The sequence below is a fragment of the Erythrobacter sp. S57(2025) genome (assembly GCF_057365055.1).
The window spans coordinates 3039990-3063914 of sequence record NZ_CP200299.1; the positions used below are offsets into that span (position 1 = coordinate 3039990).

The following is a 23925-nucleotide window of genomic DNA, read 5'->3' on the forward strand; positions in this document are numbered from 1 at the left end:
CTTGCGTTTCCTTCTTTATCGTTCTTGCAAGGCGCGTCTAACAGCGCTTGCTACTTGCCTGGATGACCGCTGCATCGCCGTGGGTGCAGCGGTCCCTCGCGGCGATGCCAAATGGATCGCAACTTGCAGGTTGGGACTACCGCCGTTCAGATCGCTATTTGCTTCAATTCGTCCTGACGATGTCGGGATGAAAAGCTCAGGACCCTGCTCCCCCACAACGTAACTTCGGCCCGGTGACACAGGTCCACCCGTGGCTCGGCCAGGTAGTCCCAAAAGTCCGCCCAGAGACTGTCCGATTATGCCACTGAGCCCTTGCCCAGAACCTCCAGCGATCGAAGCAATGCCAGACCGCAAGGCGTAAGTTGCAATCGAGTCCAAAGCGCTGAAGGCGACTCTCTTCAGATCGTCAAAGCCGAGGCTTCCGCGTTTCAGTGCAGAGAGAAGCCCGCGCTCCAAGACTGATCCAGCACGTCCAAAACCGTCTAGAAGTGTTGAATTTATCGAACCGCGAATGCCTTCTAGGTCTGCACTGAAACCGTCTGTGGCCGCTCGCACTTCGATTACGAGCTCTTCAAAATTATCATCCATTGGTATCGCGCTCCAGCATCTCGTGGATCTTCTCGCGGCTCGGTCCTGCTACGCTTGTAGTTGCAAGGTCCGGGCATTCTATGGCCGCACTAAATTCAGCTGGAGTGGCGCGCCAAAAATCATCTGGTTTCCACCAAAGAGCTCTTGATGCGACGCTGAACCATGATGCAGCACAATCAGTAAAAAGACTCACCCTTCACCTTTCAGGATTTGGCTTAGGATCACCCTGATCGGCTTAGTGGCTTCAACCATACCGACCTTCAATATTGCTTTGCCCACTTCATCACGATCAGGTTTGGGAAGGTCATTGATACAATGCCAGATCAGGGCGCACATCTCTGCCAGCGTAAGCATTCCCGAGGCAGCACGATCAACAAGGCCAAAGAGAGAACCAACTTCTTCTTCAGCAGCAACGAGATTCTCGAAACTTGGGCGAAGGAGAAATGTCTTCCCACCAATGCTAAATTGGCTTTCACCGCGATGAGCATTTGCGGTGCGAACGTTGCTCATGCTGGAACAACCGCCCCAGAGCTTTCGAGCTGCAATGTGTAGTTGCGCTCACCATTGAAATCCCCCGAGTAATCGAGGCGTTGAACTAGGAAGCGGCCGCGCAGTCGCTCGCCGTCCTCAAATGAGAGTTCGTAGTCGTCAATCGTACCAGCGAGTGCGTGTGCGCGGACTGAAGCTTCAGCCTCACTACCAAGAAATATGCCTGCTGCGCTGACCGAGACCGAGCGTGTCCCCGCCCCGGAAAGAATATCGCGCCAACCGCCAGATTCTTTGTGAGTTACGACAACCGCGTCGCCATTAATGGAAAGCTGAGTCGTACGCAGTCCTGCAACGGTTTCATATGTTGGCGGGGCACCGCCATCGCCAATCTTGAGCAAGAAGGCGGAGCCATTTTGAGCGGGCATAGAACTTTCTCCGTATTAGATGATTTGAGGGACGAGAATTCGAAATCTGAACTCAAGCAAGGCACCGCGTAGATTTCCGGCGCGCTCTTCGCTCCGGGCGCGAAGGAAGCGAACGGATGCAAGTTCAAATTCGGTGTGCACTTTGGGCAGTTGCAGAACGCGGCGCTCAATGCTCGTCAATACGCTACCATCGGCATCAGGTTCGTCGGCGCGACTTTCAAGCTCAAATGCAACGCGAACTTCACGGCCAGGGCGATCTTTGGTGCCCCAATCTGTAGACGCAGTCGCAGCGATCCCAAGCCAGGGCGCGCTAACCGTAACTGGAGTTTCTTCTTCGATGACATTTAAGTTGGCGAGATCAGGATCGGCCCGCAGCCAATTCACGAGCTCAGCCCTTAGGTAATTTTCCATTGCCCCGATCCTCTATAAATGCGGCCAAAGTGAGCTGGGAGAGCGCCAATCAGCGTCTGAAATACGCTCATGTTTGGCGAGCAGATTGCGGTGCCGTAGTGCCAATTGCTCAGCACGATTCTTGAGCTGACTTTTCAATGAGCCCTTCAGTATCTGCGCCTTGATCATTTGAGCTTGGCATCTCGCCAAGGTCGCCAAAGTTCCACTACGCTCGAAGGCTTCGCCGAGTATTTTTTCTCGGCACCTGCGTTGTCGCGATCTCTGTAGAGATGAGCCGCGTGTCTCAAGATTCCTTGCCGCAATGCCGACGGAACTTGCGCCCATGTCTTGCCAAGCCCAACGCGTAGTCGGACAATGATCGTATCGCATTCAGGTGCACTTGCGATCTCGATCGCAAGACATCTGTCTGGTGACTGGTGGATTTCGTATTCTCCTCCAGGCAGCTGTGTTCGCATTCCGTCCAGCGCTTCAGTCTCGACAGCTTCGAGAGAAAGGAGTGGGCGAGAGTTTAGTGAGTGGTAGCCAACGTGCCCTGGAATACGTTCTTCGACGAATTGGCTGAGCACAGATTGGTTGATGTAAGCCTCGCAAACATCCAGACTCGCCAAAATTAGACCTTCCAAGATAGGGTCCTCATTTTGCCGAGTAATTCCCAGCCAGGCCTTTAGCTCCGAAAGCGGTGCGCCACTTACGTCTGCCGGCTGTACGACACTTCGCTCCATCGCCTATGTCCTTCAATTCTTAAATGTGGTGCACCCGCGCTGCAGTCGCGAGGAGAGGGGCCGCCAACTGGCAGCGCGGGTGCAGGGTGCCGACAAAGGAGCAAAGGGGAGAACTCAACTTTGTCGGGTACTTTCATGCCGTGCTAGAGCGGCAATCAAGAATGGGATCAGGATTCGATCTTGAGCAATTTAATTGCATTCGAATCCAGGACTTGGCCTCCGACACGCTTCGTGGCGTAAAAGTGTACGAACGGCTTGTTCGAGAACGGATCACGCAGCACGCGTGTGGCGCTTTGTTCTGCGATGAGATACCCGTGCCGGAAGTTACCAAATGCGATCGGGAACTCTCCCGATGCTACGTCAGGCATGTCTTCCGCTTCAACCACGGGATAGCCGAGCAAGCGATCCGGTTGACCTTCGACCATGCCAGGCTGCCACAGGAATGCACCATCTGCCGTCTTGAGCTTTCGCACCGTCGCTAGGGTTGTCGAGTTCATCACGAAGCTCGCCCCCTGCCGGTGACCAGACTTCAGCGAATGAATGAGATCGATCAACTTCGCTTCTGGAGCTGGATCAAAGCCATTTGCATCTCCAGACCCAATGTATTGAAGTTGACCAAACACCCGCGTGCCATCTTCTGCAGTGCTATTACCAGCGCTTAAGAAGCCCTCAGGTTGGTTGATGCCGCTACCCGAGACAAAGGCCATGCCTTCAGACCTAGCGAATTCATTTGCGATCTCGCTAGCGAGCCAAGTCTCAAGGTCAAAGGCCACATCATCAAGCATGCCCTGACTAGCGGCCGGATTGGCATAGAGGTCGCCAGATGGCGGAGCAATCTCAGCGAAGTTTGGCGTGTCAGTCTCTGGCCGTGCCGCAATTTCACTTACCCAACCTGACGCAGTTGCACCGGTCGCCACAAGTTTCCGATAGCCTGAAGTGCCGGTTTGCACGACTTGTGCAATAGACCGGATTGGACTGATTTCCTTGAGCTCGCTGGCGATCTCAGCATCAATCTGACGTGGAACCGCAAAGCCGCCGTCTGCATCAGTTGCGCCATTGAGCGATTTAACCTCAGTTTCACGACCGCGACGCAGATATCCGTCGACAAATCCTTTGACCTCTGCGGTCGAAACGCCAGCACCGCTCAGAGCTGGGCGTGATGCAGCTCGTGATACCTTGTCTAGCCGTGCTTTTACTTCGTCTACATCAGTGCGAAGTGATTGGATTTGCACGTCAGCCTCGTCCTGACGGGCGACAATATCAAAGCTTTGTTCCGCAACATCTATTGGTGTTGACGGCATGCCATTTGGCGAGGGGATTGTGATGTCCATTTGGTAGTTGGCCTTTCTGTTAGGCATAAAAAAGGCCGCCCAATTGGCGACCGGCTAAGTTCCATTTGTGGAGAATTCAGTAGATGAAGTGGATGCGAGCCCCATGCTGCAGAGGGTGTGTGACCATGCTAATCTCGAACAACTCTATCTCAATCAGCTCTCGACCAGCTCTGGTATTGTTCGCCTTGCGAGCTCGGTAACCAAAGCTCAAGCCGTTGACTGTCCTTGCTTTCAACATTGAAGCAGCGCGGCTATCCAATTTGTTCACTTGGCCAACGATCCTTAGGCCCCTTCGATCTTCTGAAACGCTTTCGACAACGCCGATTTGTTGATGCGGGCGGTGCTGCCACAATACCGGCAGTGGTTGTGACCTGGCCGCTAAAGTATCGGCAAACGCTCCTATTCGAATGGTGTCGCGAGCTGCATCAGGCACATCGAATAGCCCTGCGTATCCAGCAAAACGTATCATTGAGCCTGTTTGTTTTGAGCGCTTGGTCATCCTTGACCTTCCGCGGGAAAGCCAAGCAGATCGCGTTTTTCAGCCCGTGTCAGAAAGTCGGCATCAGAAACCTGCTTCCACAGTCGCTCCCTGTCTTCCGAGAGTGCAGTTATTTGATCAAGGTCAATTGATAGTTTGTCATCATTGAACCACGGAGACAGCCCTTCTTGCAATGCAGAGAACAACTTGTCCGCTAGCGGTATAAGCGTGAGTCTCCACAATGCCCGATTGGCTTCTCTGTAGTTCGAATATGTATTGTCTCCGGGAATCCCCAAAAGCATCGGCGGAACACCAAACGCCAATGCGATCTCACGCGCTGCAGCATTCTTTAGAGTAGCGAAGTCCATGTCAGCCGGCGACATGGCGATCTTTTGCCATTTGAGTCCACCATCCAATAGCATTGGACGCCCCGCATTTACGGCGCCGGAAAACGCGGTTTCAAGTTCGCCCTTCAGCCGATCAAACTGGTCACGTGTCAGTCCGGCACCATCACCAGTCTCGTAAACCAATGCGCCAGAAGGACGTGCAGCATTCTCTAGGAGTGATCGATTCCATTCCGACGCAGCGTTGTGGATTGCGACCGCTTGTTGTGCCGCTGCACTAGCGCTGGCTCCTACATGATCATCCAAGGGGTGCATGGCCCTTACGTGTATGATGTTTGGCCAGCCTGTTTCATCTTCCAGCTCAATTATAACTCGGTTGCCGTTTGCGCTGTATTCGTATGCAATTGGCCAACCATCTGAACCCGCAATCATCTTCACTCGATCTGGCCGCAAGGCAAAGAGCTCGATCGGAGCGCCTGCCCCATCCTTTATGATCTGGATGTAGCCGTTGCCGTGGAGCAAGATATGCGCCGAGAGTGTTTCAAGAAGCGATTGACCTGCGCTGGTAGCGTTTACAAGTTGGCCAATGTCGCTTGAGGAATTTGTCATGGGGGCCTGACCCACGCCCTCAGCAACAATACGAACTGCACGCTGTGCGATCGGGTTACTCATAAAGCCGTCTCTTACGGCGCGCTCATAGCAAAATTGGTGGGCTGTCGTCTGTTCCGCAAAAGCGGGCAGCCAGCCAGCTGTACCCCCTGATGCGAGAGGCATTCTACTTTTCTTTTCGCTTTTGAATGAGGAAAGCAATGTATCAAGCAATGCCATTTTGTTTCCTTTGAAAAAGACTTGCGTCAAACTTGCCGGATTCGAGGACTTGAATTCTGGCTGAGCAGAAGCTCGGTTAGGGCCCAAACAAGAGCATCGGCGCGGTCGGGGCTCTTACCTGGTCCCGCGTATTCGCCACCTATCAACAGGCCGCACAATTGGTCCTCAAGCTGCGGGAAGCTTCCACAGTGTCTCACGCGGCCGGAGCTGTAGAGCGCTGCAATCGGTTCCGCGCGTGCCACTTTGCCTCTACTAGCTCGGACCAGCTTCACCTGCAGCTGTTCGTCGGCGGCGTGCAAAACGCTTTCGACCATATTGCCGCCTTGATTCGCCTCGGCGATTATTCGGTCTGCGTCCCAATGCTCTGCTGCTCTTGCCACCATCTTTGCCCAAGCATCTGGTTGTGCGCCGCCGATCGAATAGTCTGCAAGAACATAGGCAATTTGGTCTTCACCAAGGGCAGCAATGATAATGCCGCATTCGTCGCCGGTCGCCGACGCTGGAGGGTCAACAGCGATGATTACTCTTCTGAATTGATCGGGCTGGCGATCCACACGCGTCGCCTCGAAGGTTTCTCGTGACCAAAGAGCCCCTTCGATGTCTTCTAAGAACTCGCCCGCTATCTCCTGCCTTGCCAGATGGGAGCCAGCATATTCGCTTTCGATGGCATCAAGGAAGCGGCGAGGTAGGTTTGCCGCATTGTCATATGTAGAGCCTTTAGTGACTACGGTTGCAGGATCATTTTTGTCCTTGAGTAACCTTTGAAGCAGCGGCATCATCCTCGGTGTTGTTGTGGCGACTATCTTTGGGTCAGTGCCGAGCCTCATTCCCATCAATAGGTTGTCCCAAGCACGGGTCGCTCTTTCATGTGACAATGGCCACTTGCCGATTTCGTCACACCAAGCGTGCGAATGCTGAGGTCCTCGAAGAGTCTCAGGTGCAGCTGCTGAAAACAGTTGAGCTTGGGCCCCGTTGGGAAATTTGATTCTCCGTAAGGAGCTTTCGAGAACGGGGCGATTCTCCGGCGGATAGCAAGCCAGCAAGCCGCTCTCCCCTTCAACCATGACAGCTCTTGCTTCAGCAATCGAGGATGAAACCAACGCAATTCGGGCGTGACAATCACTTTCAGCGATCATCCTAACCCATTCTGCACCTGCCCGTGTTTTGCCAAAGCCCCTTCCCGCTAGAATTAGCCATGCACGCCAATTTCCTGGGGGGCTTAGTTGTGAGCGGCGTGCAAGCATCTCCCAGTGGTATTGAAACTCGTTTCGCTCCTCTTGATTGAGAGCGGCCACTACTCTTTGACGGGCCTCGTCACTTTCTTCTGCCAGCCAATCCAAGCAGGCAGTCATGTAATCTCACTCACCACTTCAGCGCTTGCGCGAAGTTTTTCACCTTTCACCTGCTCGCGAATGGCCTCGATTTTTCTGTCGATTGAAGCCCTTACTTGAGCCGGAGTCACTTTGCGTTCATCGGTTCGGACCGTTGCAGCGTTTTGGCGATGTGTTGACAAAAAACGCAGAGCGTTAGCCAAGTCATACTTGCCACCGCCTTCTGTCTCAAAGTCGCCTTCGCGCAATCTTCGCAAGATCTCTAGCTCCAAATGAGCGTAGCCCTCACTGATAGCCGCAAGCCAGTTTTGCGCGAATTCTGGCTCTTTGCGCCGTGCTTCATGTGCCCTGCCGGGAAGGATGCCGGCGCTTTCTGCGGCTTCCGTGATGTTCGAGCTCTCACTAAGTTTCACTAGAAAGCGCTCGCGCCAGTTTCGTTTTGGCCTGATGACAGCATCGGACTTTTGACCGCCGACGCTTACCGCCGAATTGCGATGCGCTTTCATTTTTATCTCCAGGCCGGAGTAAAGAAAAAGCGGCCTTTCCAATGAGGAGGGCCGCTTTGCGAATCGCTATTTTCCGATGTTGTCTTCTTCTAGCCAATGAGCGTTACAATGTCAATAGAAATGTGCCAAATAGGTTAATTTTATCGAGTTGCCTCGCTGACCTAGTTCAACTAAGCGCTTCGAGACTTAGGCACGTAGGAGACCCTTTTTGGCATGGCTTCGAGCATTGTATGAATGGACCATGGAAAAGGCCGCCCACCCTTATGCCGTTTGGTGGTTGGCGTTTTTCAGCTTCATCGAGTCGAGCTTTTTCCCAATTCCACCACATCCACTGCTCGGACTAATGTGCCTGTCTGAGCCGAAAAAGGCGATCAAGTTTGCGGTTGTGGCCACCATCGCCTCCGTCCTGGGTGGATTGTTCGGCTATGCGATAGGATACTTTCTCTACGAATCTGTGGGCGCTTGGATGCTTGGCATTCTTGGTTTGGCAGAGACGTTCCCTGTCGCCAGATGCTACATCAATGAGCAGGGAGCTCTGGCCGTGTTCTTTGCGGCCGGAACGCCTGTTCCCTTCAAGCTTATGACTATCACTGCAGGCTTCATCCGCATGGATCTGCTCACTTTCACGCTCGCAGCCATTGCTGGGCGAGCGCTTATCTTCATGATCGTCGGGATTCTTTTCCAAGTATTCGGCGCGCCCATAAAGCGCATAATCGACAAGTACCTCGGACTGGTCACAACGGTGTTTGTGATACTCGTCGTCGCTGGTTTTTTGGTTGTCAGTCAATTTGCGAGCGGAGAAAAAAATGCCGGCATTCCGCAAGGGTGTGATGCGGAAGCGCTCGAGCGCAGTGAGCCAATCTAACTACTATTTTTTGTCTCGCGGCAAACGTCTGACTGAGCTACTCAACGATTCCTATGGCTTTGCCAGCTCGTTCAAACATTCCGAGTATTGCTTCAACTTCCTCAGCTGAATGCTCTGCGCACAAGGAGCATCTAAGCAGTGTCATATTGGCTGGAGTAGCGGGTGGCCTTGCAAGATTGACGTATAACCCTTCTTTCAGGAGGGCCTCCCACATCGCTGCTCCGCGTTCCAGATCAGGCATAATGACAGCGACAATGGCGCTCTGTGGTTCGCTTGTGCCGAGTTTGAACCCCAACGCTGTAAGACCGCCATGAAGACGCTTTGAATTTTCCCAAAGATGCGCCCGCTTATTTGCGCCATGCATCAGCTTCCGAATAGACGTCGCAGCAGTTGCAACTACGCTCGGTGGCAGACTAGCGGTGAACACATATGGGCGGCAGACAAGTCGCAAAATGTCGAATTTCGGATGGTTTGATACGCAAAAGCCGCCAACTGTTCCGACACTCTTGGAGAAAGTGCCAATGATGAAATCGACGTCATCGATCACGCCTTGCTCTTCGCAAACACCGCGACCATTCTCGCCAATGAAGCCCATTGAGTGAGCCTCATCCACCAAAATCATCGCGCCATACTTTTTGGCAACAGCGATCATCTCATTTAGCGGTGCGACGTCACCAAGCATCGAATAGACGCCTTCCAGAACCACCAATTTCCCGGCACCTTCTGGGATACGCCGTAAACGCTTCTCCATCGCCTCTACGTCATTGTGCTTAAACGGGACGATCTCCGCGCGACCCATGGCACAGCCATCGTAAATTGAAGCATGGCTATCGATATCAAGGATGATGTAATCACCCTTTCCAGCGATCGTTGATATAATTCCTAGGTTTGCCTGATAGCCTGTCGAAAAGACCATTGCGTGTTCCATATCATAGAACTCCCGCAAGGCATCTTCGCATTCTTTGTGGCCCTGATAAGTGCCATTCAGTACTCGGCTTCCCGTTGTCCCGGATCCATAATCAGCAAGAGCGCTCTTACCTGCTTCCAACACGTCGGGATCAAACGTCATCCCCATGTAGTTATACGTGCCCAACAAAATTGTGTCGCGGCCGTTGCAAATCGCCCGCGTTGGCGAAAGCACTTTCTCCATTACTAGGTTGAAGGGATCTTCAATACCGCTTGCTAGCAAATTCTCGCGTATTTGGATGAGCGGGTCGAACTTTGAAAGTAGATCGCCGGCTGGCGCAGTAGGGGGAGGCGTCATCTCGGTCATTGAAATTTCTCTGTCAGCTATCCTGAAGTTTATGCACGGCAGAAACAAGCTGCCCATAGTTTTCGATCTCGGCCTGTTGGTTCATACTGATAATGACGTCAAACTCGTCTTCGATCTCAGCCACGAAGTCCATCACAGTCAAACTGTCGAACTCAAGGTCATTTGCGAACGTCGTTCCCGCCTCAATGGCGACAGCCTTCTTGTTGAAGGGCTCGATAAGAGCGCGAATGCGTTCGTCTACTTCAGCTTCAGTCATGGTCATGCAATCTCATTTCATGTTGATGCGCGAAATAGCTGTTCACACAAACCTTGCAAAGCGCATTCGGCGCAAAGCTTGTCAAGTTTTGCGCGCACTGCCAAGCTTCACTACGCTTGATGGGGGTGAAAGTGTCCGAACAAAACCAAGAACTCAGTGCTGAGGCGCAAAAGGGGCAGACCAGAGAATTCTCCCCTCACACCATTCATCTCGTTCGAACAGCACAGATTAACACGCTCACCCTCTCTCAAATGGCGGACCAAAAGGCATCGATCCTTATCGGGGCTACGTTTGTTGTGTTTTCTCTAGCGGTGACCAGATTGATCGGCGCCGAAATTACGTGGTCTACGATCAGTCTCGCCGCAACTGCATTTCTCTCATCGATATTCGCGGTGATCGCTGTAGTACCATCCCTAGGTCGCCCGCCAAAGGATCCTGCCGCTTTCAACCCTCTGTTTTTCGGTCATTTCGCGACGGTCGACGAAGTGGAATGGCGCGATGAGATGCTAGATCGGTTCGAAACTGATGAAAGCCTATTCAAGGTGATGTTGAAGGATATTCATCAGAATGGAAGGGTCCTATACAAGCGAAAGTACCGTTTTCTCACATACGCTTACCGGATTTTCCTTGGCGGCTTGTTGATCACTTGGCTGATTTATGTCGGCGAATACTTCACTGGCTAACTTGGCAGCAGCTCCTTTACGGCTGACATAAACGGTATGATGGATACTGGTTTTGCCAAATAGCCTGCAGCCCCGGCGGCGCGAATTTTCTCTTCATCACCCTTAGCAGCGAAAGCTGTGACAGCGAGAATGGGAATTTGTTTCAGTTCATCCAAATTTTTTGCAGCTGTGATTAAGTCTATTCCCGAAATGCCAGGGAGTTGAATGTCCATTATGATCAGGTCTGGGGTCACAGCCTTCGCTGCGTCAATCACTGCATGACCGTCGGCTACTGGCTCGACGTTGAATCCGTTGGCTTTTAGGACATCGCAGAACAATTTACGGTTGAGGTCGTTATCCTCAACAACCATTATATGCTTTGTCACTCAATGCCCTCGTTCATTCCTCACCACCCGTGAGGGTAGTCACTCACCCTCTTCTTCTCAATCCCGGATCGCAAACAATGTCAAACGACGATGTAAGTGGCGCACAAAAGGAGCTGGCTGGATCGCGTTCCGCTACCCTAGCGCTTGCCGCAATCGGCTGGATACTTCAGGACGAAGCGAGGGCTGATCGATATCTAGAGCTCACCGGCTTAGATCCGGAATCGCTTAGGCTTGGACTGAACGACGACTTGGTGTTGGGATCTGCCCTCGAATTTCTGGCCAATCATGAACCAGATTTGCTCCGCGCTGCCGAAGCGTTAGCTGTAACACCCGAAGAGCTCGTTTCTGCACGAAAGGACCTTATTGCATGAGTCGGCCGTTAATTATCAGCGATTGTGATGAAGTCATTCTGTACATGGTTGCTCACTTCAAGACCTGGCTTGAACAAGACCAAGGGATTGATTTCAATCTGCAAAATGGGAACTTTGGTGAAGCACTTCGTTGGCGTGATTCTGGTGTCCTGTTAGAGCCTGCAGAAATCTGGAAAAAACTTGGTGGCTTCTTTGATACCGAAATGGATCGTCAATCTCCTATCCCAGGATCGGTGGATGCCCTCAACACTCTTGCAGAATTTGCCGACGTGGTGGTGCTAACCAACCTTGTCGACTTCCGTCGTGAAAAACGGGCTCAGCAGCTTGCAGCACATGGTCTCAATGCCAAAGTCTACACAAACCAAGGTCCAAAAGGCCCTGCGTTACGAAAAATCGTCGAGGAATTCTCGCCAACCCAGACATTCTTTATTGATGATTTGGCTCAGCATCACGCATCCGTGCGCGATACGATAGGAGGGGTTCATCAACTGCACCTGTGCGGCGAACCTAGTATTGCTGCATCTATTGATTGTGCACACAAAGCAGGTCACGCAGACGCAAGGATAGACGACTGGGCGAGTGCCCTACCTTGGTTAACTGAATGTATGGAAAGGGACGCAGCATGACAATTGAAGCCCGCCTAAAAGAACTCGGCATCGATTTGCCGGAAGCGGCTGCGCCCGTGGCAAGTTACGTTCCGCTGATCGAGCAATCCGGCTTTGTTCATGTATCCGGACAACTCCCGTTTGTTGATGGCGAACTCCTCAAAGGTCGCCTCGGTGAAAATGTAGAAATTGAGCAGGGGCAAGTAGCGGCAAGAGCTTGTGGTCTAATGATTCTAGCTCAGCTCAAAGCAGCTGGATTGTTGGAACAGGTATCGCGCGTTATTAAGCTAGGCGCTTTTGTAAGTTCAACACCAGCTTTTACCGACCAACCAATTGTGGCCAATGGTGCCTCTGACCTGATGTATGAAGTTTTTGGCGAGAGCGGTCGACATGCGCGGGCAGCTGTTGGAGTGCCAGTTTTGCCTCTCGGAGCTGCGGTAGAGGTTGACGCTGTCATCGCGCTCTCCAAGCACTAAGGACAGGGACCTGATCGATACTGAGCCTACTCTAGAACAGACCAACCGAATGGACAGTTTTTCTTGACTGAGAAGGACGCCGATAGAAGTGAATTGGTCGTCAAGCTCGCGCCTGGAGTGGGTCAGTTCGCTCCTGCCGATTGGAATGCTCTAGGGGGCGATCGAAATCCGTTTGTTAGTCACGAATTCCTAACTTCGCTCGAAGATTCAGGTAGTGTTGGGCCTGGAACCGGCTGGGAGCCTGCGCCGATCGTCATCACAGATGCTGACGGGACGCTGCTGGGTGCCATGCCCAGTTATGCCAAAGGGCATAGCCAAGGGGAGTTTGTGTTTGATCACGCTTGGGCTGACGCGCTTCATAGGGCTGGCCGGAACTATTACCCCAAACTACAAATTGCGGCGCCATTTACACCGGCCAGCGGCCCTAGGCTATTACTCTCCGATCAATCGATTGCTGACTATTTGCTCAAGGGGGCTGAGTCCGTTTGCTCACAAAATGGACTATCATCAGCCCACGCGACGTTTGTTGAGCATGACCAACTGCCCTTATTTGAGAGAAACAATTGGCTTTTGCGGAGCGATATTCAATTCCATTGGCAGAACCGCGATTACGAAAATTTCGATGAGTTTCTGCAAGAGCTTTCATCCAGAAAACGGAAGAACCTTCGCAAGGAGCGCCAGGCGGCGACAAATGGGCTGCGCATTGATCGCCTATCCGGCGAGTCCATCAAGCCAGAGCACTGGGATGCGTTTTGGACCTTTTATCAAGACACGGGCGCGCGCAAATGGGGCTCCCCGTATCTCACTCGGGAAGCATTTGATCTGTTGGGCGAGAGGATGGGCGACAAGATTGTGCTTATCTTAGCGTTTGAAGAAGGTGTTCCGGTCGCGGGTGCGCTAAACTTCGTAGGCGCTGATGCAATCTTTGGGCGCTATTGGGGGTGCGCGCGTGAAATCAAATTTTTGCACTTTGAGCTGTGCTATTATCAAGCAATCGACATTGCAATTGAACTTGGTCTCCCCCGCGTTGAGGCGGGAGCACAGGGCGGGCACAAGCTCGCCAGAGGTTACGTACCAGTCAAGACATGGTCAGCGCACTGGGTTGCTGATCCGGATTTTCGGTCTGCGATTGCTGACTTTCTAGAACGCGAAAAAGCAGGCGTCGAAACCGATAAGATGTTTTTGGGTGAAAGAACACCCTTCAAACGTGGCGCGTAATACCTGACTATCAAGCGGCGCGGCGTTCTTCTGAAAGCCAGCGACGCGCCCGACGTTGTGCTTCGGCAATTTCTCGAGCAGTCATTTCGTCCGAAACATCGGCGCGGCACCAACCAGCTTCCTCGTGTCCGCGCGATGCAGCGATATTGAACCATTTGTGTGCTTCGATCAGGTCAACTTCCATTCCGTTGCTTCCAGTTGAGTAGGCAACACCTAGGTTAAACAGTGCGGAAACCTGGCCTGCTGCCGCTTCGGCGAGAAAGCCTGCAATAGCGAGGTCGATTTCACCCGCCTTTAGCAGGGTGACTTCATCCGCAAAAACTGACTTATATTCCATTGTTTAATTCCCCATGTTTCACGCCTAGCTTCAAACAAGCTTCATCCCCATTGAAGGCGCAAACACAGACCTCTCGGAACATGGTCAACAAAACGTTAATCACGATAAATTTTTTTCGGTCACTTACCGTCAATTCGAGCTAATTGAGGTCCACCAGCCAATCATTAATCAGGAATGATGGGTGCTCTTTTTCAAACTGGCTTGCGGGCGTCAAAAGCGTTGCCTATAGGCGCTGCAACGTTTGGAATTGCCGGGGGGCGAGAAGGGTTTGGAATTTGCCAGACCTCTAAACGGGACGGTATCGCAAGAGGTTTTTTGGGATTAGAGGACCATATGTCAGCGGCCGCGTCTGAAGAAATCGACATTATTGAACGAGCTAAGAACCTTGTTGGCCCGGAATATGTTCCGAGTGATGACGAGGAGTACATGTCTGAGAGGCAGCAGGCTTACTTTCAACTGCTGCTTATCGAATGGCGGCGCTCGATTCATTCTGCCGCTGGCCAGACACTACAGTCTCTGGCTGATGGACCTATTAGAGAAGCAGACCTCAACGATCGAGCATCTAGTGAGACCGACTGGGGTATCGAACTTCGCACACGTGATCGTCAGCGCAAGCTCGTTTCTAAGATTGACTCAGCATTGCGTCGGATTGCTCAGGGCGAATATGGCTATTGCGAAGTGACAGGCGATCCAATTGGCCTCAAGCGACTTGTTGCACGGCCCGTGGCAACGATGACCGTCGAAGCGCAAGAAGCTCACGAACGGCGCGAAAAAGTCTCCAGAGACGACTGAACTTCATCCTCTTGGCAAACAAATCAGCCAAAGTCGTTCCGCTATGGGACAACTACGACTTTTGCAGGTTCCGATGAACTGGCGTTAACGGGCCATTTACCGCGAGCTCCTAACGCCAAGTGCAGTAATTTTGCGTGGGCAAGATTGCACGACGGTTTGAATACTTTGCGCAGGGCCGCGCGTAGGAGATGTAGGACAAATGGCAGGTGTCGAGACCAGAAGCGATTCTCGCGACAGTTTGTTTTTGCTCGCGAATGTCAAGGTTGAGCAAGCCGCTGAACAGCATCGGGTTCGCGTCCGTAATCTCTCCGATGGTGGCATGATGGGCGAAGGACCTTTGGCCGTAAAACGCGGCAATCGGGTCGAAATCGAGTTGCGTAACGTGGGATCCGTAGGGGGCAATGTGGCCTGGGTCCAAGACCAACGATTTGGCATTGCCTTCGACGAAGAGATCGACTCACAGCGCGCTCGTGCACCAAGCAATGACGGTTTGGGAAGTCCAAGTGAGGTTGCCTCGACTTCCTATGCGCATCGCGCACCTCCGCCGCCTGAACCTCGTAGGTTGCGCAAGGTTTGATTGTTCAGACCCGATAAGTCCGCAAATCGTCACTTCTCACTGACCAATCTAAAATAAGCTGCTATCTAGGTAATCGTGTCAAAGCTACCGACTGCCCTAGCACTATCCCTCTTGTTGGCCGCCTGTGGCCCAAGTGTTGATAGTGGACCACTCAACGTAGGCGTGATTGGTGAGCACGATGAGATTTTTGAGAAGGGCGTCCGCCTTTCTGTCGGCGCTCAACACCTGTACTCCGCAACTAACGAAGGGCTAGTGGCGCTGGACTCCGCAGGGCAAGTCATCCCGGCCATTGCGGAGCGTTGGATCGTCACTGACGACGGCCTTAGCTATATTTTTCGTATCCGGGCTTCTGACTGGCCAGACGGTGAAGCCATTACCGCCGCCGATGTTCGAATATTGCTGCAAGATCGCTTGCGCCGTCTCGATGGAACATCGCTTGGACTCGATTTAGCGAAAGTCGTTGATGTGCGAGCGATGACCGGTCGGGTGGTCGAAGTCCGCCTTTCAGCTCCCATGCCAGAATTTTTGCGACTCATGGCTCAGCCAGAACTTGGTTTTGTTCAGCAAGGCAGTGGCGCTGGCCCGATGATTGTGTCTCGTGAACCTGATGAGCAAATTGCAAGGCTTAGTGCTATGTCTCCGCAAGATAGAGGTTTGCCCTCGCGAGAGAATGAAACTGCGCGCAGTCTGACGCTTCGCGCATTGCCTGCACAGGCTGCGGTAGACGCGTTTTCAAACGGGGATGTCGACTTGTTGCTGAACGGCACTCTGGCGAACTTTCCGATGGCGCAACTGGGACCACTGTCGCGCGGGACAGTTCAAGTTGATCCAGCCCGCGGGCTTTTTGGACTGATGATCAAGACCGAGAATGGGCTCTTAGCAGAGCCGGAACTTCGTGAAGCTTTGTCGATGTCATTAGATAGGAGCGAATTGATAGAGCCGTTTGGCCTTGGCGGCTGGCAAGCCACCACTTCGATTGTTCCATTGGAACTATTTCCGCAAATGTCGTCCGGAGGTGCCCGCTGGTTTGGCCAAGATATTGAACAAAGACGAAACACGGCCCGCCAACGAGTTTCTGATTGGCGAAGTCGGACCGGAAACGAAGCAACCGTGCGGGTTGGAATTCCTGAGGGTCCAGGCGGCGATTTGTTGTTTGAGGAAATTTCTAATTCTTGGCAAGGAATCGGCATTGGAGCTGAGCGATCGGGGCTTGGCCAAGGAGCTGATTTAGAACTTTTTGATCGCCTTGCCCGATATTCTTCACCTCGGTGGTACCTCAATCAGTTCAATTGTTCTTTGAACGTCGGTCTTTGCTCACCCGGTGTAGACGCCCGGGTTCAGGAAACGCTGACCATCAGCGATCCTGCCTTGAAGCAAGAGGTATTGTCAGAAGCGCATGATAAGTTGATTGAAGCTGAGATTTACATCCCCCTAGGCGCGCCCGTCAGATGGTCACTCGTGCGAGGTGCAGTGGATGGCTATCAAGCAAACCAATGGGGGCTCCACCCCTTGTTCCCGCTGAGCTCAGCACCCATATAGGACAAGAAGGAGAGCAATATGAACCTCCCCGATGGCCCTCTTCTGGATGGACATTCTGACAGTTCTCGTTTGCTAGGAGTTGAACTGCCCACTGGCACCGATCCCGCATCAATTCGCGCCCGTGTAGAGGCGGCCGAGCTTCTTTTGGAACGTTCATTCAATATTCCAGGGATTAATGTACCCGTGGGCCTTGATGCGTTGATCGGCCTTGTGCCCGTATTGGGCGATATCATCACCACTGCTATGGGCGCCTACATTGTCTGGGAAGCTCGAAACCTTGGTATATCCAAATGGCATTTAACGCGAATGGGGGCGAATGTAGCTTTTGATGCTGCGCTGGGATTGTTGCCGGTCGTTGGCGATGCTGCTGACTTCGTTTTCCGGTCAAATACCCGAAACCTTCGCATCATTAAGAAGCATTTGGATAAGCATCACCCTGAGACCCGCATCATTGAGGGCTGAAGCAAGGTCTATGCTTCAAGCTCAATGTCCCAATAGAGCCAGTCCCGCCATGTTTCGTGGAGATAGTTTGGCGGGAATTGTTTGCCATGCTGCTGGAGCTGCCAGCTTGTAGGGCGAATTGGCGCTCTGCCAACTGGCATACTTGCCTGTTTCGGCGTTCTTCCGCCCTTTTTCATATTGCAAGAAGAGCAAGCGGTAATAATATTTTCCCAGGTGGTTTTACCGCCCAGCCGGCGTGGTATCACGTGATCAAAAGTTAGGTGTTCTGCGTTTCCGCAGTATTGGCACTGAAAGCTGTCTCGCAAGAACACGTTGAAGCGAGTGAATGCCGGAAACTCACTTTGTTTCACGTATTGCCGCAGCGCGATGACGCTTGGAACTTTCATATCCAAGTTTGGCGAATGCACCTGACGATCATAGCTTGCGACGATATCGACCCTGTCGAGGAACACAGCCTTAATCGCTGTCTGCCAAGGCCACAGGCTCAAAGGGAAATACGACAGTGGAGTGTAGTCTGCATTTAGGACAAGCGCAGGGCATGCCGACAAATTGCGTGTCGGATCCTCTTCTGCGCTACGGAAACGCGCAGTCTTCTCGATCAGCTCGGCTTGAAACACTTTTGCGCTTCTCCCTGATTGACTTGAACATGGCGTGACAGAGAAAAGAGTCAAAGCCACTACAGCCAGCATATCCACAGGGATAGATAGAAGAATTACGGTGATTGTCCCCAATTGCCTCTCTATGATGCCCGTATGACGATGACCGGAGTACAAAGTTTCATAGAACCGGCGACGGCACGCTTTGCGCCCAGCCCGAACGGTCGCTTGCACCTGGGTCACGCATATTCCGCGATTTTAGCGCACGATATCGCCAAAAATTCCAACGGGACATTTCTTCTCAGGATCGAAGACATTGACGGCCTAAGGTCGCGTCCGGAACTCTCTGAAGAATTCCGGCGCGATCTCGAATGGCTTGGCCTGGAATGGTCGGACGTCCCCTTTCAATCGGAGCGCCTTTCGGCATACGAAAGAGCCATAGAACGCCTTGAGCAAGAAGGGCTTGTCTACGCTTGCGCCTGTACACGTCACGAATTGGCCAAGGCGCCAATGCGCATTGGCAAGGACGGACGCAATTATCCGGGAGGCTGTGTTCGCGCATGTGGAGCTAGGACGCCTGGCTTCAGAGGCCCCGCTGCTGTCAGACTTGATATCGACAAAGCAATGGGCCGAGTTGGGGAGATTGTCTGGACGGACCAGCATTCCGGCAGCGTCATCGCAGACCCGCGCGAATTTGGCGATGTGATCCTTGTGCGAAAGGATTTGCCAGCGAGTTATCATTTGGCGGTTACTGTCGATGATGCCGCCGACGGGGTGACGTTGGTAACGCGGGGAATGGATCTGTATGATGCAACTTCCATCCATCGCGTTTTGCAGGAATTGCTAGGGCTTCCCGTACCGCATTGGCTACACCATAAGCTGATCGTCGATGAAGGCGGCAAGAAGCTAGCAAAACGGCGAGGGTCAAGTGCGCTGGCAGAGCTAAGAGAGAGAGGAGAAGATGGTCTCGCGATCGCCCAACAATTGCGTGAAGGCACATTGGGGGTGGAACTTAGCGAGAAGCCATCCATTTAGAGGCTTATGAATTACATACTCATCCCGATTCTCATTGCGCTGTGCGTACTTGTGATAGTCTCGCTCATTCGTGGCATCGTCGCTTTCCTAAAGACAACGAAGATTGATCTGGAAAGTGGAAAGGGTGAGACTGTGACTGAGATGCAGCTGATGCAGAATAAAGCTATGTTCGCCCGCATCAAATATCAGTTCGCCGCAGTTGTCGTGGTGGGGATCATTGCGATTGCCGCTGGCAGCTAGACGCGGTCTTTTAGGCCAGCCATAGGTCGGACATGGTCAAGCTAAATAAGATTTACACTCGAACTGGTGACGATGGGACAACAAGTCTCGTAGACGGCTCGCGCGCAGACAAGAATTCCGCCCGTATCGCTGCAATCGGCGCGATTGACGAAGCCAATAGCTCGATTGGTTTCGCATTATGTTCAGTTAGCGATAGTGCACATCGTGCGCTGCTTTTAAGAATTCAAAATGATCTTTTTGATCTGGGCGCCGATCTTGCCACGCCCAGCGAAGATGGCAATTTCAAACCGTCGGAATTGGTTCTTCGCATTGTTGAAGCGCAGCCGAAATGGCTGGAAGATCAGATTGACGCTCTGAATGCGAGCCTCGCCCCTCTCGACAGTTTCGTTCTTCCAGGGGGAAGTGAGGCGGCGGCGCGGATTCATGTCGCCCGAGCGACAACCCGTGCCGCAGAGCGCTGTGTCACACAGCTTGCGAGTGGAGCCGACATCAATCCAGCAGCATTGGCCTATATCAATAGGCTGTCAGACTTACTGTTTGTCCTTGGTCGCATCCTCAATGACGAGGGTCGGGCGGATGTGAAGTGGATTCCCGGAGCAAACCGCTAGTCACATCTGTTCTTCCGGGTTAGTGAGCGCACTTTGCTGCACATGCGAAGGATGAACTATGCGCAAGATCGCTGTAATTGGGGCGGGTCAAATGGGATGCGGAATCGCGCAAACCGTTGCGGCATTTGGCATGCCGGTACTTCTATCAGATATCGATCTAGCATCTGCCGAGGCTGGCAAAACGAAGATCGAAAGCGCCATTTCGAAGCTCATGGGGCGTGGCAAAATTGAAGTCGGAGAAGCAGAAGCACTTTTGGGTCGCATCACACCGCTGGCTGACTACGCTCCGATGGGAGAAGCCGATCTCATAATTGAGGCTGCAACGGAACAAGAGCCGATCAAGCAATCGATCTTTGAGAAAGCTGGCAAAGTCCTCGCATCTGACGCGATCATGGCCTCGAATACCAGCTCAATTCCGATTACTCGGATGGCCAATCACTCACCAGATCCCGAGCGCTTTATCGGCCTTCATTTTTTCAATCCGGTGCCGGTCATGGGATTGATCGAGGTGATACCTGGACTGGCCACGGCTCAATCGACGACTGATCGTACGACAGCCTTTGCTGAAGGATTGGGAAAGCAGGTTGTTCTCAGTCAGGATGAGCCTGGTTTCGTGGTCAATCGCATTCTGCTTCCGATGATCAACGAAGCCGTATTTGTGCTTGGCCAGTCTACCGCCGGCATCGAAGACATCGACAAAGGGTGCCGATTGGGTCTGAATCACCCGATGGGCCCACTTCAGCTGGCTGATTTTGTTGGTTTGGATACCTGCCTTGATATTATCAAGGTGCTCTACAAGACAACTCGCGATAGCAAATATCGCCCTGCGCCATTGCTCGTTAAATATGTTGAAGCTGGATGGCTTGGCCGAAAAACGGGAAGAGGTTTTTACGACTATTCTGGCGAAATACCGGTCCCAACTCGCTGACGGCGCAAAGTACTTATTGCTGTACTAAATCGGGTGCTTGTTCGCCGCCACCACGAACTGGAGGCGCACTTGGCGCTGCCCTTGATGTGATAGTCGGACTGCCGGGGCGAGCATTGCTTTGAGCGCCTCTCGCCACACGCGGTCCGGAGGTAGGTTCTGACGCTGAATATTCGCCAAAAGTGGGCGTAGGTTCGTCCGGGGTGCTTTGGTTTCCATTGCTATCGGCCTGGACATTAGATCCTGATGCCGAAGCGCTCCAACTGTCTGACAAACTATTGCCGCCCCATGCAGCGCCTTGATCCTGACTTGGCGCAGCATCTGCTACCTTATTGGTTTCGTCTTCAACTGCCGCTACGGGTTCGGGCTCTGGCTCAGAACCGGGAAAGAATGCGTTCGCACCGAAAGATGCAACTATCGCAATGACTACGACGACGCCGGCAAATCCGAGCGCTGCTTTAGGGTTGGCGAGCATGCTTTTTGACATGGCAGAACCAATAGCGCGCTGACGGTTAAAGATTCGTGCAGAGGCTTCAATTCAGCGAATGCTTTAGCTCATAAAGGAGGTCCAAGGCTTCTCGCGGTGAAAGAGCGTCCAGATCACTCTCGCGCAATGCCTCGACCATTTTCTCTTCAGCCGAGAGGCTGGCTTCTTGTGGTTGGATCGAAGCAAAAAGCGGAAGATCGCCCAAGCCAGCTTCCAAGCCACCAGTTTCTTCGCGGGACTTCTCGAGTTTGCTCAAAACGCTGCCGGCGCGCTCCACGACACTTGATGGCACCCCCGCAAGCTTCGCAACTGCAAGACCGTAAGATCGATCAGCGGGTCCTTCTGCAAGCTCATGCAGCAGAACCAGATCACCCTTCCATTCTCTGGCTCGGACATGATGCAATGACAATTTGCTACAACTATCAGCAAGCCGAGCAAGTTCGTGATAATGTGTCGCGAATAAACACCTGCATTCAATCTGTGAATGCATCGCCTCGACAACCGCCCATGCGAGTGCAAGACCATCGTAGGTTGATGTTCCACGCCCGACTTCGTCCAGAATTACAAAGCTTTGCTGCGTGGCCTGAGACAGAATCGCCGCAGTTTCGACCATTTCCACCATGAAGGTTGAGCGGCCGCGTGCTAAATTGTCCGATGCCCCTACGCGGCTAAACAGGCGATCGACCAAGCCAATCTTTGCTGAGGATGCTGGAACGAAGCACCCAGCTTGTGCCATCAAGACGATTAGCGCGTTCTGCCTGAGAAAAGTCGACTTGCCGCCCATATTTGGGCCACCAATTAGCCACAGGCGATCGTCCGACGAGAGTGCACAATCGTTGGCAACGAAGCGCTGCCCGTCCTTTTCTAGCGCCGCTTCGACAACTGGATGACGCCCTCCGGCTATTCCTAATTCTTGCGTATCGCTGATTGCTGGTCGCGCCCAATCTCCTTCTGCAGCTCGCTCCGCATTCGCAGATGCCACATCCAGCCTGGCCAACGCAGCGGCCGTACTGGCAATTTTCTCTTTGGCTTGAGCGATGCTGTCGACCAGCTCTTCAAAATGCGCTTCTTCAGCTGCAAATGCGCGGCCGCCAGCTTCTGATATGCGGGTCGCCTCCTCATGAAGGGCAATCGAGTTGAAGCGAACCGCGCCTTTCATAGTCTGGCGATGCGTAAAGCCGCTTTCCGGGGCCATCAACGCGTCGGCATGGCGGCTTGGCACTTCGATAAAATAGCCCAATACGCCATTGTGCTTTATCTTAAGAGACGAGATGCCAGTTTCGTTGCGATAGCGCGCCTCCATCGCGGCAATGGCCCGTTTGGCATTTCCGGATACTTCGCGAAGTTCGTCCAATGCAGCGTCATAACCAGGCGCAATGTACCCCCCGTTTGTGCGTTCAGTGGGTGGAGATGCAATAAGCGCCCGCGCCAAATGATCTGTAAGCGCCCCATGGCCAGCAAGTTGCGGAATAATCTCGTTCAGCAGAGCGGGGCGATCACTCTCCCTTGTGAGCCAGTCATAGAGCCTGGCAGCTTCGCTCAACCCATCGCGAATTTGGCCAAGATCCCGCGGACTTCCTCGGCCCGCGACAACCCGACCTAGCGCTCGACCAATATCAGGTAAGGAGCGCAGGCAATCGCGCATATTTGCCCGTTCAATCGGGCGATCTAGCCAGAATTGTACAAGCCCTAGGCGACTTTCTATCGCGAGCTGATCCAGAAGCGGAGCAGATAGGTCTTGAGCGAGGAGCCGTGAACCTGCGCCAGTGGTGCAACGATCGATTGCAGCAATCAGACTGCCTTTTCTGCCACCGTTTGAGGCCTCGAGTATTTCTAGACTGGTTCGCGTCGCCTCATCCATAACCATGCCGGAATATGCCAGCCTTGCCGATGGCGGGAGCAGAAGAGGGAGCGTTCCGCGCCCAACATGATCAAGATATGCAATTTGGCCCGCAGCAGCGGCTAGCATTGCCCTGGAGAAATCGCCAAAGCCATCAAGCGTGGAAACACTGTTTATGGCGCAAAGTCGTTCTTTGCCCAGATCACTGGAGAATTCTGATTTGGCGTGCAGCGTTGCGCCTTCTGGGCCGTGAGGCCAGCCTTCTGGCACTATCACTTCAGTCGGGTTCAGCCGCGCGAGCTCTGCTGAAAGCATTTCCGGATGGCATTCTTCAAGCACCACAGTGCCAGTCGAAATGTCGCAGCTGGCGATGCCAATTGTGCCGCGGACTTCTGCCAAGGCGACTAACAAGTTCGCTTGACGAGGCTCTAGCAAGGCCTCTTCCGTCAACGTGCCCGCTGTTACAAACCGAACGATATCGCGGGCCACCAGCACTTTTGAAGACGGTTTTCCCTCGCGTTTGGCGCGCGCTTTGGCTTCATCGGGAGTTTCAACCTGTTCCGCGATTGCGACGCGCTGCCCAGACTTAATCAAACGTGCCAGATATCCTTCTGCGGCGTGTACTGGCACTCCGCACATGGCGACGGGTTCGCCATCATGCTCCCCACGCGCGGTCAAGGCGATGTCGAGGATTTCCGCCGCGACTTTTGCATCTTCAAAGAACAGCTCGAAAAAGTCACCCATGCGATAGAACAGCAGTGATCCTTCAGCCTGCTGTTTCAGGGCCAGATACTGCTCCATCATCGGAGTGGGCTTAGATGCGAGTTTGTCTCCCATGCGTATCGACTAGCCAGCCCCGCGATGATTCGGAAAGGGATCGCATGATCTTTTCAACGCACTTGGCCCCTATCATCTAGTGCAA

General features: G+C 53.0%; 32 protein-coding genes. 14 read left to right on the forward strand and 18 right to left on the reverse strand.

Translation table 11 applies throughout. The features are described from left to right. Nucleotides 1–15 precede the first annotated feature (15 nt). The 11 genes from AC0V6N_RS14580 to AC0V6N_RS14630 all read right to left on the reverse strand — a co-directional run bounded on the left by AC0V6N_RS14580 (nucleotide 16) and on the right by AC0V6N_RS14630 (nucleotide 7453). Nucleotides 16–588: a tail tape measure protein gene (locus AC0V6N_RS14580; RefSeq protein ID WP_486172261.1), complete on the reverse strand. Its 573-nt coding sequence runs from the start codon at nucleotides 586–588 to the stop codon at nucleotides 16–18. Next, a complete protein-coding gene (locus AC0V6N_RS14585; protein ID WP_486172262.1) occupies nucleotides 581–781 on the reverse strand; it encodes a phage tail assembly chaperone in 201 nt (66 codons plus the stop codon). The genes AC0V6N_RS14580 and AC0V6N_RS14585 overlap by 8 nt, the downstream gene beginning before the upstream one ends. Further along, complete coding sequence (locus AC0V6N_RS14590; protein ID WP_486172263.1) at nucleotides 778–1098, reverse strand: gene transfer agent family protein; 321 nt, start codon at nucleotides 1096–1098, stop codon at nucleotides 778–780. Before AC0V6N_RS14590 ends, AC0V6N_RS14585 begins: the two co-directional genes overlap by 4 nt. Then, the gene (locus AC0V6N_RS14595) at nucleotides 1095–1502 is read right to left on the reverse strand and encodes a phage major tail protein, TP901-1 family (RefSeq protein WP_486172264.1); all 408 of its coding nucleotides are present in this window, start codon (nucleotides 1500–1502) and stop codon (nucleotides 1095–1097) included. Before AC0V6N_RS14595 ends, AC0V6N_RS14590 begins: the two co-directional genes overlap by 4 nt. A gap of 15 nt (nucleotides 1503–1517) precedes the next feature. Further along, complete coding sequence (gp17, locus tag AC0V6N_RS14600; protein WP_486172265.1) at nucleotides 1518–1913, reverse strand: tail completion protein gp17; 396 nt, start codon at nucleotides 1911–1913, stop codon at nucleotides 1518–1520. A gap of 164 nt (nucleotides 1914–2077) precedes the next feature. Then, nucleotides 2078–2635 carry a head-tail connector protein gene (locus AC0V6N_RS14605; RefSeq protein ID WP_486172266.1) on the reverse strand — a complete coding sequence of 186 codons (558 nt, stop codon included), beginning with the start codon at nucleotides 2633–2635 and terminating at the stop codon, nucleotides 2078–2080. Between the two features lie 167 nt (nucleotides 2636–2802). Beyond that, nucleotides 2803–3966, reverse strand: a complete 1164-nt coding sequence (locus AC0V6N_RS14610; RefSeq protein WP_486172267.1) for a phage major capsid protein — start codon at nucleotides 3964–3966, stop codon at nucleotides 2803–2805. A 76-nt stretch (nucleotides 3967–4042) separates the two neighbouring features. Then, on the reverse strand, nucleotides 4043–4465 hold the full coding sequence (locus AC0V6N_RS14615; RefSeq protein ID WP_486172268.1) for an HK97 family phage prohead protease: 423 nt from the start codon (nucleotides 4463–4465) through the stop codon (nucleotides 4043–4045). After that, on the reverse strand, nucleotides 4462–5616 hold the full coding sequence (locus AC0V6N_RS14620; RefSeq protein WP_486172269.1) for a phage portal protein: 1155 nt from the start codon (nucleotides 5614–5616) through the stop codon (nucleotides 4462–4464). The genes AC0V6N_RS14615 and AC0V6N_RS14620 overlap by 4 nt, the downstream gene beginning before the upstream one ends. Before the next feature lie 26 nt (nucleotides 5617–5642). After that, nucleotides 5643–6968: a DNA-packaging protein gene (locus AC0V6N_RS14625; protein WP_486172270.1), complete on the reverse strand. Its 1326-nt coding sequence runs from the start codon at nucleotides 6966–6968 to the stop codon at nucleotides 5643–5645. Further along, nucleotides 6965–7453: a hypothetical protein gene (locus AC0V6N_RS14630; RefSeq protein ID WP_486172271.1), complete on the reverse strand. Its 489-nt coding sequence runs from the start codon at nucleotides 7451–7453 to the stop codon at nucleotides 6965–6967. Before AC0V6N_RS14630 ends, AC0V6N_RS14625 begins: the two co-directional genes overlap by 4 nt. 241 nt (nucleotides 7454–7694) lie before the next feature. Here AC0V6N_RS14630 and AC0V6N_RS14635 point away from each other — a divergent pair, with 241 nt between their 5' ends. Next, complete coding sequence (locus AC0V6N_RS14635) at nucleotides 7695–8318, forward strand: YqaA family protein (RefSeq protein ID WP_486172509.1); 624 nt, start codon at nucleotides 7695–7697, stop codon at nucleotides 8316–8318. A gap of 37 nt (nucleotides 8319–8355) precedes the next feature. Here the strand turns inward: AC0V6N_RS14635 and spt are convergent, their stop codons facing one another. Together spt and AC0V6N_RS14645 are read right to left on the reverse strand one after the other, a co-directional pair. Continuing rightward, nucleotides 8356–9591 carry a serine palmitoyltransferase gene (spt, locus tag AC0V6N_RS14640; protein ID WP_486172272.1) on the reverse strand — a complete coding sequence of 412 codons (1236 nt, stop codon included), beginning with the start codon at nucleotides 9589–9591 and terminating at the stop codon, nucleotides 8356–8358. 13 nt (nucleotides 9592–9604) lie between these two features. After that, complete coding sequence (locus AC0V6N_RS14645; RefSeq protein WP_486172273.1) at nucleotides 9605–9847, reverse strand: acyl carrier protein; 243 nt, start codon at nucleotides 9845–9847, stop codon at nucleotides 9605–9607. A 131-nt stretch (nucleotides 9848–9978) separates the two neighbouring features. Between AC0V6N_RS14645 and AC0V6N_RS14650 the strand changes: the two genes are divergently transcribed. Then, complete coding sequence (locus AC0V6N_RS14650) at nucleotides 9979–10530, forward strand: Pycsar system effector family protein (RefSeq protein WP_486172274.1); 552 nt, start codon at nucleotides 9979–9981, stop codon at nucleotides 10528–10530. Here AC0V6N_RS14650 and AC0V6N_RS14655 read toward each other — a convergent pair. Then, a complete protein-coding gene (locus AC0V6N_RS14655; protein ID WP_486172275.1) occupies nucleotides 10527–10895 on the reverse strand; it encodes a response regulator in 369 nt (122 codons plus the stop codon). The two genes, AC0V6N_RS14650 and AC0V6N_RS14655, sit on opposite strands and share 4 nt — an antisense overlap. Nucleotides 10896–10972: 77 nt before the next feature. On the opposite strand from AC0V6N_RS14655, the gene AC0V6N_RS14660 reads away from it, so the two are divergent. The 4 genes from AC0V6N_RS14660 to AC0V6N_RS14675 all read left to right on the forward strand — a co-directional run bounded on the left by AC0V6N_RS14660 (nucleotide 10973) and on the right by AC0V6N_RS14675 (nucleotide 13565). Then, on the forward strand, nucleotides 10973–11266 hold the full coding sequence (locus AC0V6N_RS14660; RefSeq protein WP_486172276.1) for a DUF3572 family protein: 294 nt from the start codon (nucleotides 10973–10975) through the stop codon (nucleotides 11264–11266). Beyond that, nucleotides 11263–11892 carry an RNA-binding protein gene (locus AC0V6N_RS14665; RefSeq protein ID WP_486172277.1) on the forward strand — a complete coding sequence of 210 codons (630 nt, stop codon included), beginning with the start codon at nucleotides 11263–11265 and terminating at the stop codon, nucleotides 11890–11892. Before AC0V6N_RS14660 ends, AC0V6N_RS14665 begins: the two co-directional genes overlap by 4 nt. After that, on the forward strand, nucleotides 11889–12347 hold the full coding sequence (locus tag AC0V6N_RS14670; RefSeq protein WP_486172278.1) for a RidA family protein: 459 nt from the start codon (nucleotides 11889–11891) through the stop codon (nucleotides 12345–12347). The genes AC0V6N_RS14665 and AC0V6N_RS14670 overlap by 4 nt, the downstream gene beginning before the upstream one ends. A gap of 63 nt (nucleotides 12348–12410) precedes the next feature. Further along, nucleotides 12411–13565 (forward strand): GNAT family N-acetyltransferase, encoded by a 1155-nt coding sequence (locus tag AC0V6N_RS14675; RefSeq protein ID WP_486172279.1) that lies wholly within the window; start codon nucleotides 12411–12413, stop codon nucleotides 13563–13565. A 10-nt stretch (nucleotides 13566–13575) separates the two neighbouring features. Here AC0V6N_RS14675 and AC0V6N_RS14680 read toward each other — a convergent pair whose 3' ends face one another. Further along, a complete protein-coding gene (locus AC0V6N_RS14680) occupies nucleotides 13576–13902 on the reverse strand; it encodes an SEL1-like repeat protein (RefSeq protein WP_486172280.1) in 327 nt (108 codons plus the stop codon). Between the two features lie 333 nt (nucleotides 13903–14235). Here AC0V6N_RS14680 and dksA point away from each other — a divergent pair, with 333 nt between their 5' ends. The 4 genes from dksA (at nucleotide 14236) to AC0V6N_RS14700 (ending at nucleotide 17272) form a co-directional block, all read left to right on the forward strand. Then, nucleotides 14236–14694 carry an RNA polymerase-binding protein DksA gene (gene dksA / locus AC0V6N_RS14685; protein WP_486172281.1) on the forward strand — a complete coding sequence of 153 codons (459 nt, stop codon included), beginning with the start codon at nucleotides 14236–14238 and terminating at the stop codon, nucleotides 14692–14694. Nucleotides 14695–14893: 199 nt separating this feature from the next. Further along, nucleotides 14894–15271: a PilZ domain-containing protein gene (locus AC0V6N_RS14690; protein WP_486172282.1), complete on the forward strand. Its 378-nt coding sequence runs from the start codon at nucleotides 14894–14896 to the stop codon at nucleotides 15269–15271. A 252-nt stretch (nucleotides 15272–15523) separates the two neighbouring features. Beyond that, entirely contained in the window at nucleotides 15524–16810 is a 1287-nt protein-coding gene (locus tag AC0V6N_RS14695; protein ID WP_486172283.1) for an ABC transporter substrate-binding protein, read from the forward strand. Between the two features lie 18 nt (nucleotides 16811–16828). Further along, nucleotides 16829–17272, forward strand: coding sequence for a DUF4112 domain-containing protein (locus AC0V6N_RS14700; RefSeq protein WP_486172284.1), 444 nt, complete (start codon nucleotides 16829–16831; stop codon nucleotides 17270–17272). 8 nt (nucleotides 17273–17280) lie between these two features. On the opposite strand, the gene AC0V6N_RS14705 is transcribed toward AC0V6N_RS14700, so the two are convergent. After that, nucleotides 17281–17889: an HNH endonuclease gene (locus AC0V6N_RS14705; protein WP_486172510.1), complete on the reverse strand. Its 609-nt coding sequence runs from the start codon at nucleotides 17887–17889 to the stop codon at nucleotides 17281–17283. A 141-nt stretch (nucleotides 17890–18030) separates the two neighbouring features. On the opposite strand from AC0V6N_RS14705, the gene gluQRS reads away from it, so the two are divergent. From gluQRS to AC0V6N_RS14725, 4 genes are read left to right on the forward strand one after another with little or no spacing between them, the layout of a single operon-like run. Beyond that, complete coding sequence (gluQRS, locus tag AC0V6N_RS14710) at nucleotides 18031–18903, forward strand: tRNA glutamyl-Q(34) synthetase GluQRS (protein WP_486172285.1); 873 nt, start codon at nucleotides 18031–18033, stop codon at nucleotides 18901–18903. A gap of 6 nt (nucleotides 18904–18909) precedes the next feature. Then, entirely contained in the window at nucleotides 18910–19143 is a 234-nt protein-coding gene (locus tag AC0V6N_RS14715; RefSeq protein WP_486172286.1) for a hypothetical protein, read from the forward strand. A 32-nt stretch (nucleotides 19144–19175) separates the two neighbouring features. Continuing rightward, a complete protein-coding gene (locus tag AC0V6N_RS14720; protein WP_486172287.1) occupies nucleotides 19176–19751 on the forward strand; it encodes a cob(I)yrinic acid a,c-diamide adenosyltransferase in 576 nt (191 codons plus the stop codon). Nucleotides 19752–19809: 58 nt separating this feature from the next. After that, nucleotides 19810–20679, forward strand: a complete 870-nt coding sequence (locus AC0V6N_RS14725; protein WP_486172288.1) for a 3-hydroxyacyl-CoA dehydrogenase family protein — start codon at nucleotides 19810–19812, stop codon at nucleotides 20677–20679. A gap of 13 nt (nucleotides 20680–20692) precedes the next feature. Here the strand turns inward: AC0V6N_RS14725 and AC0V6N_RS14730 are convergent, their stop codons facing one another. Both AC0V6N_RS14730 and mutS read right to left on the reverse strand, forming a co-directional pair. Further along, nucleotides 20693–21163 (reverse strand): hypothetical protein, encoded by a 471-nt coding sequence (locus tag AC0V6N_RS14730; protein ID WP_486172289.1) that lies wholly within the window; start codon nucleotides 21161–21163, stop codon nucleotides 20693–20695. Nucleotides 21164–21209: 46 nt separating this feature from the next. Then, nucleotides 21210–23840 (reverse strand): DNA mismatch repair protein MutS, encoded by a 2631-nt coding sequence (gene mutS, locus AC0V6N_RS14735; RefSeq protein ID WP_486172290.1) that lies wholly within the window; start codon nucleotides 23838–23840, stop codon nucleotides 21210–21212. Between the last annotated feature and the right edge of the window lie 85 nt (nucleotides 23841–23925).

Bases quoted from the DNA above. Each gene is read 5' to 3' on its own strand.
- spt (WP_486172272.1), bottom strand. From the start codon at position 9,591: ATGACCGAGATGACGCCTCCCCCTACTGCGCCAGCCGGCGATCTACTT.
- AC0V6N_RS14720 (WP_486172287.1), top strand. From the start codon at position 19,176: ATGGTCAAGCTAAATAAGATTTACACTCGAACTGGTGACGATGGGACA.
- AC0V6N_RS14660 (WP_486172276.1), top strand. From the start codon at position 10,973: ATGTCAAACGACGATGTAAGTGGCGCACAAAAGGAGCTGGCTGGATCG.
- AC0V6N_RS14690 (WP_486172282.1), top strand. From the start codon at position 14,894: ATGGCAGGTGTCGAGACCAGAAGCGATTCTCGCGACAGTTTGTTTTTG.
- mutS (WP_486172290.1), bottom strand. From the start codon at position 23,840: ATGGGAGACAAACTCGCATCTAAGCCCACTCCGATGATGGAGCAGTAT.
- AC0V6N_RS14590 (WP_486172263.1), bottom strand. From the start codon at position 1,098: ATGAGCAACGTTCGCACCGCAAATGCTCATCGCGGTGAAAGCCAATTT.
- AC0V6N_RS14610 (WP_486172267.1), bottom strand. From the start codon at position 3,966: ATGGACATCACAATCCCCTCGCCAAATGGCATGCCGTCAACACCAATA.
- AC0V6N_RS14645 (WP_486172273.1), bottom strand. From the start codon at position 9,847: ATGACTGAAGCTGAAGTAGACGAACGCATTCGCGCTCTTATCGAGCCC.
- AC0V6N_RS14620 (WP_486172269.1), bottom strand. From the start codon at position 5,616: ATGGCATTGCTTGATACATTGCTTTCCTCATTCAAAAGCGAAAAGAAA.
- AC0V6N_RS14625 (WP_486172270.1), bottom strand. From the start codon at position 6,968: ATGACTGCCTGCTTGGATTGGCTGGCAGAAGAAAGTGACGAGGCCCGT.
- AC0V6N_RS14595 (WP_486172264.1), bottom strand. From the start codon at position 1,502: ATGCCCGCTCAAAATGGCTCCGCCTTCTTGCTCAAGATTGGCGATGGC.
- dksA (WP_486172281.1), top strand. From the start codon at position 14,236: ATGTCAGCGGCCGCGTCTGAAGAAATCGACATTATTGAACGAGCTAAG.
- AC0V6N_RS14700 (WP_486172284.1), top strand. From the start codon at position 16,829: ATGAACCTCCCCGATGGCCCTCTTCTGGATGGACATTCTGACAGTTCT.
- AC0V6N_RS14580 (WP_486172261.1), bottom strand. From the start codon at position 588: ATGGATGATAATTTTGAAGAGCTCGTAATCGAAGTGCGAGCGGCCACA.
- AC0V6N_RS14605 (WP_486172266.1), bottom strand. From the start codon at position 2,635: ATGGAGCGAAGTGTCGTACAGCCGGCAGACGTAAGTGGCGCACCGCTT.
- AC0V6N_RS14725 (WP_486172288.1), top strand. From the start codon at position 19,810: ATGCGCAAGATCGCTGTAATTGGGGCGGGTCAAATGGGATGCGGAATC.
- AC0V6N_RS14670 (WP_486172278.1), top strand. From the start codon at position 11,889: ATGACAATTGAAGCCCGCCTAAAAGAACTCGGCATCGATTTGCCGGAA.
- AC0V6N_RS14615 (WP_486172268.1), bottom strand. From the start codon at position 4,465: ATGACCAAGCGCTCAAAACAAACAGGCTCAATGATACGTTTTGCTGGA.
- AC0V6N_RS14730 (WP_486172289.1), bottom strand. From the start codon at position 21,163: ATGTCAAAAAGCATGCTCGCCAACCCTAAAGCAGCGCTCGGATTTGCC.
- AC0V6N_RS14715 (WP_486172286.1), top strand. From the start codon at position 18,910: ATGAATTACATACTCATCCCGATTCTCATTGCGCTGTGCGTACTTGTG.
- gp17 (WP_486172265.1), bottom strand. From the start codon at position 1,913: ATGGAAAATTACCTAAGGGCTGAGCTCGTGAATTGGCTGCGGGCCGAT.
- AC0V6N_RS14680 (WP_486172280.1), bottom strand. From the start codon at position 13,902: ATGGAATATAAGTCAGTTTTTGCGGATGAAGTCACCCTGCTAAAGGCG.
- AC0V6N_RS14665 (WP_486172277.1), top strand. From the start codon at position 11,263: ATGAGTCGGCCGTTAATTATCAGCGATTGTGATGAAGTCATTCTGTAC.
- AC0V6N_RS14630 (WP_486172271.1), bottom strand. From the start codon at position 7,453: ATGAAAGCGCATCGCAATTCGGCGGTAAGCGTCGGCGGTCAAAAGTCC.
- gluQRS (WP_486172285.1), top strand. From the start codon at position 18,031: ATGACCGGAGTACAAAGTTTCATAGAACCGGCGACGGCACGCTTTGCG.
- AC0V6N_RS14635 (WP_486172509.1), top strand. From the start codon at position 7,695: ATGGAAAAGGCCGCCCACCCTTATGCCGTTTGGTGGTTGGCGTTTTTC.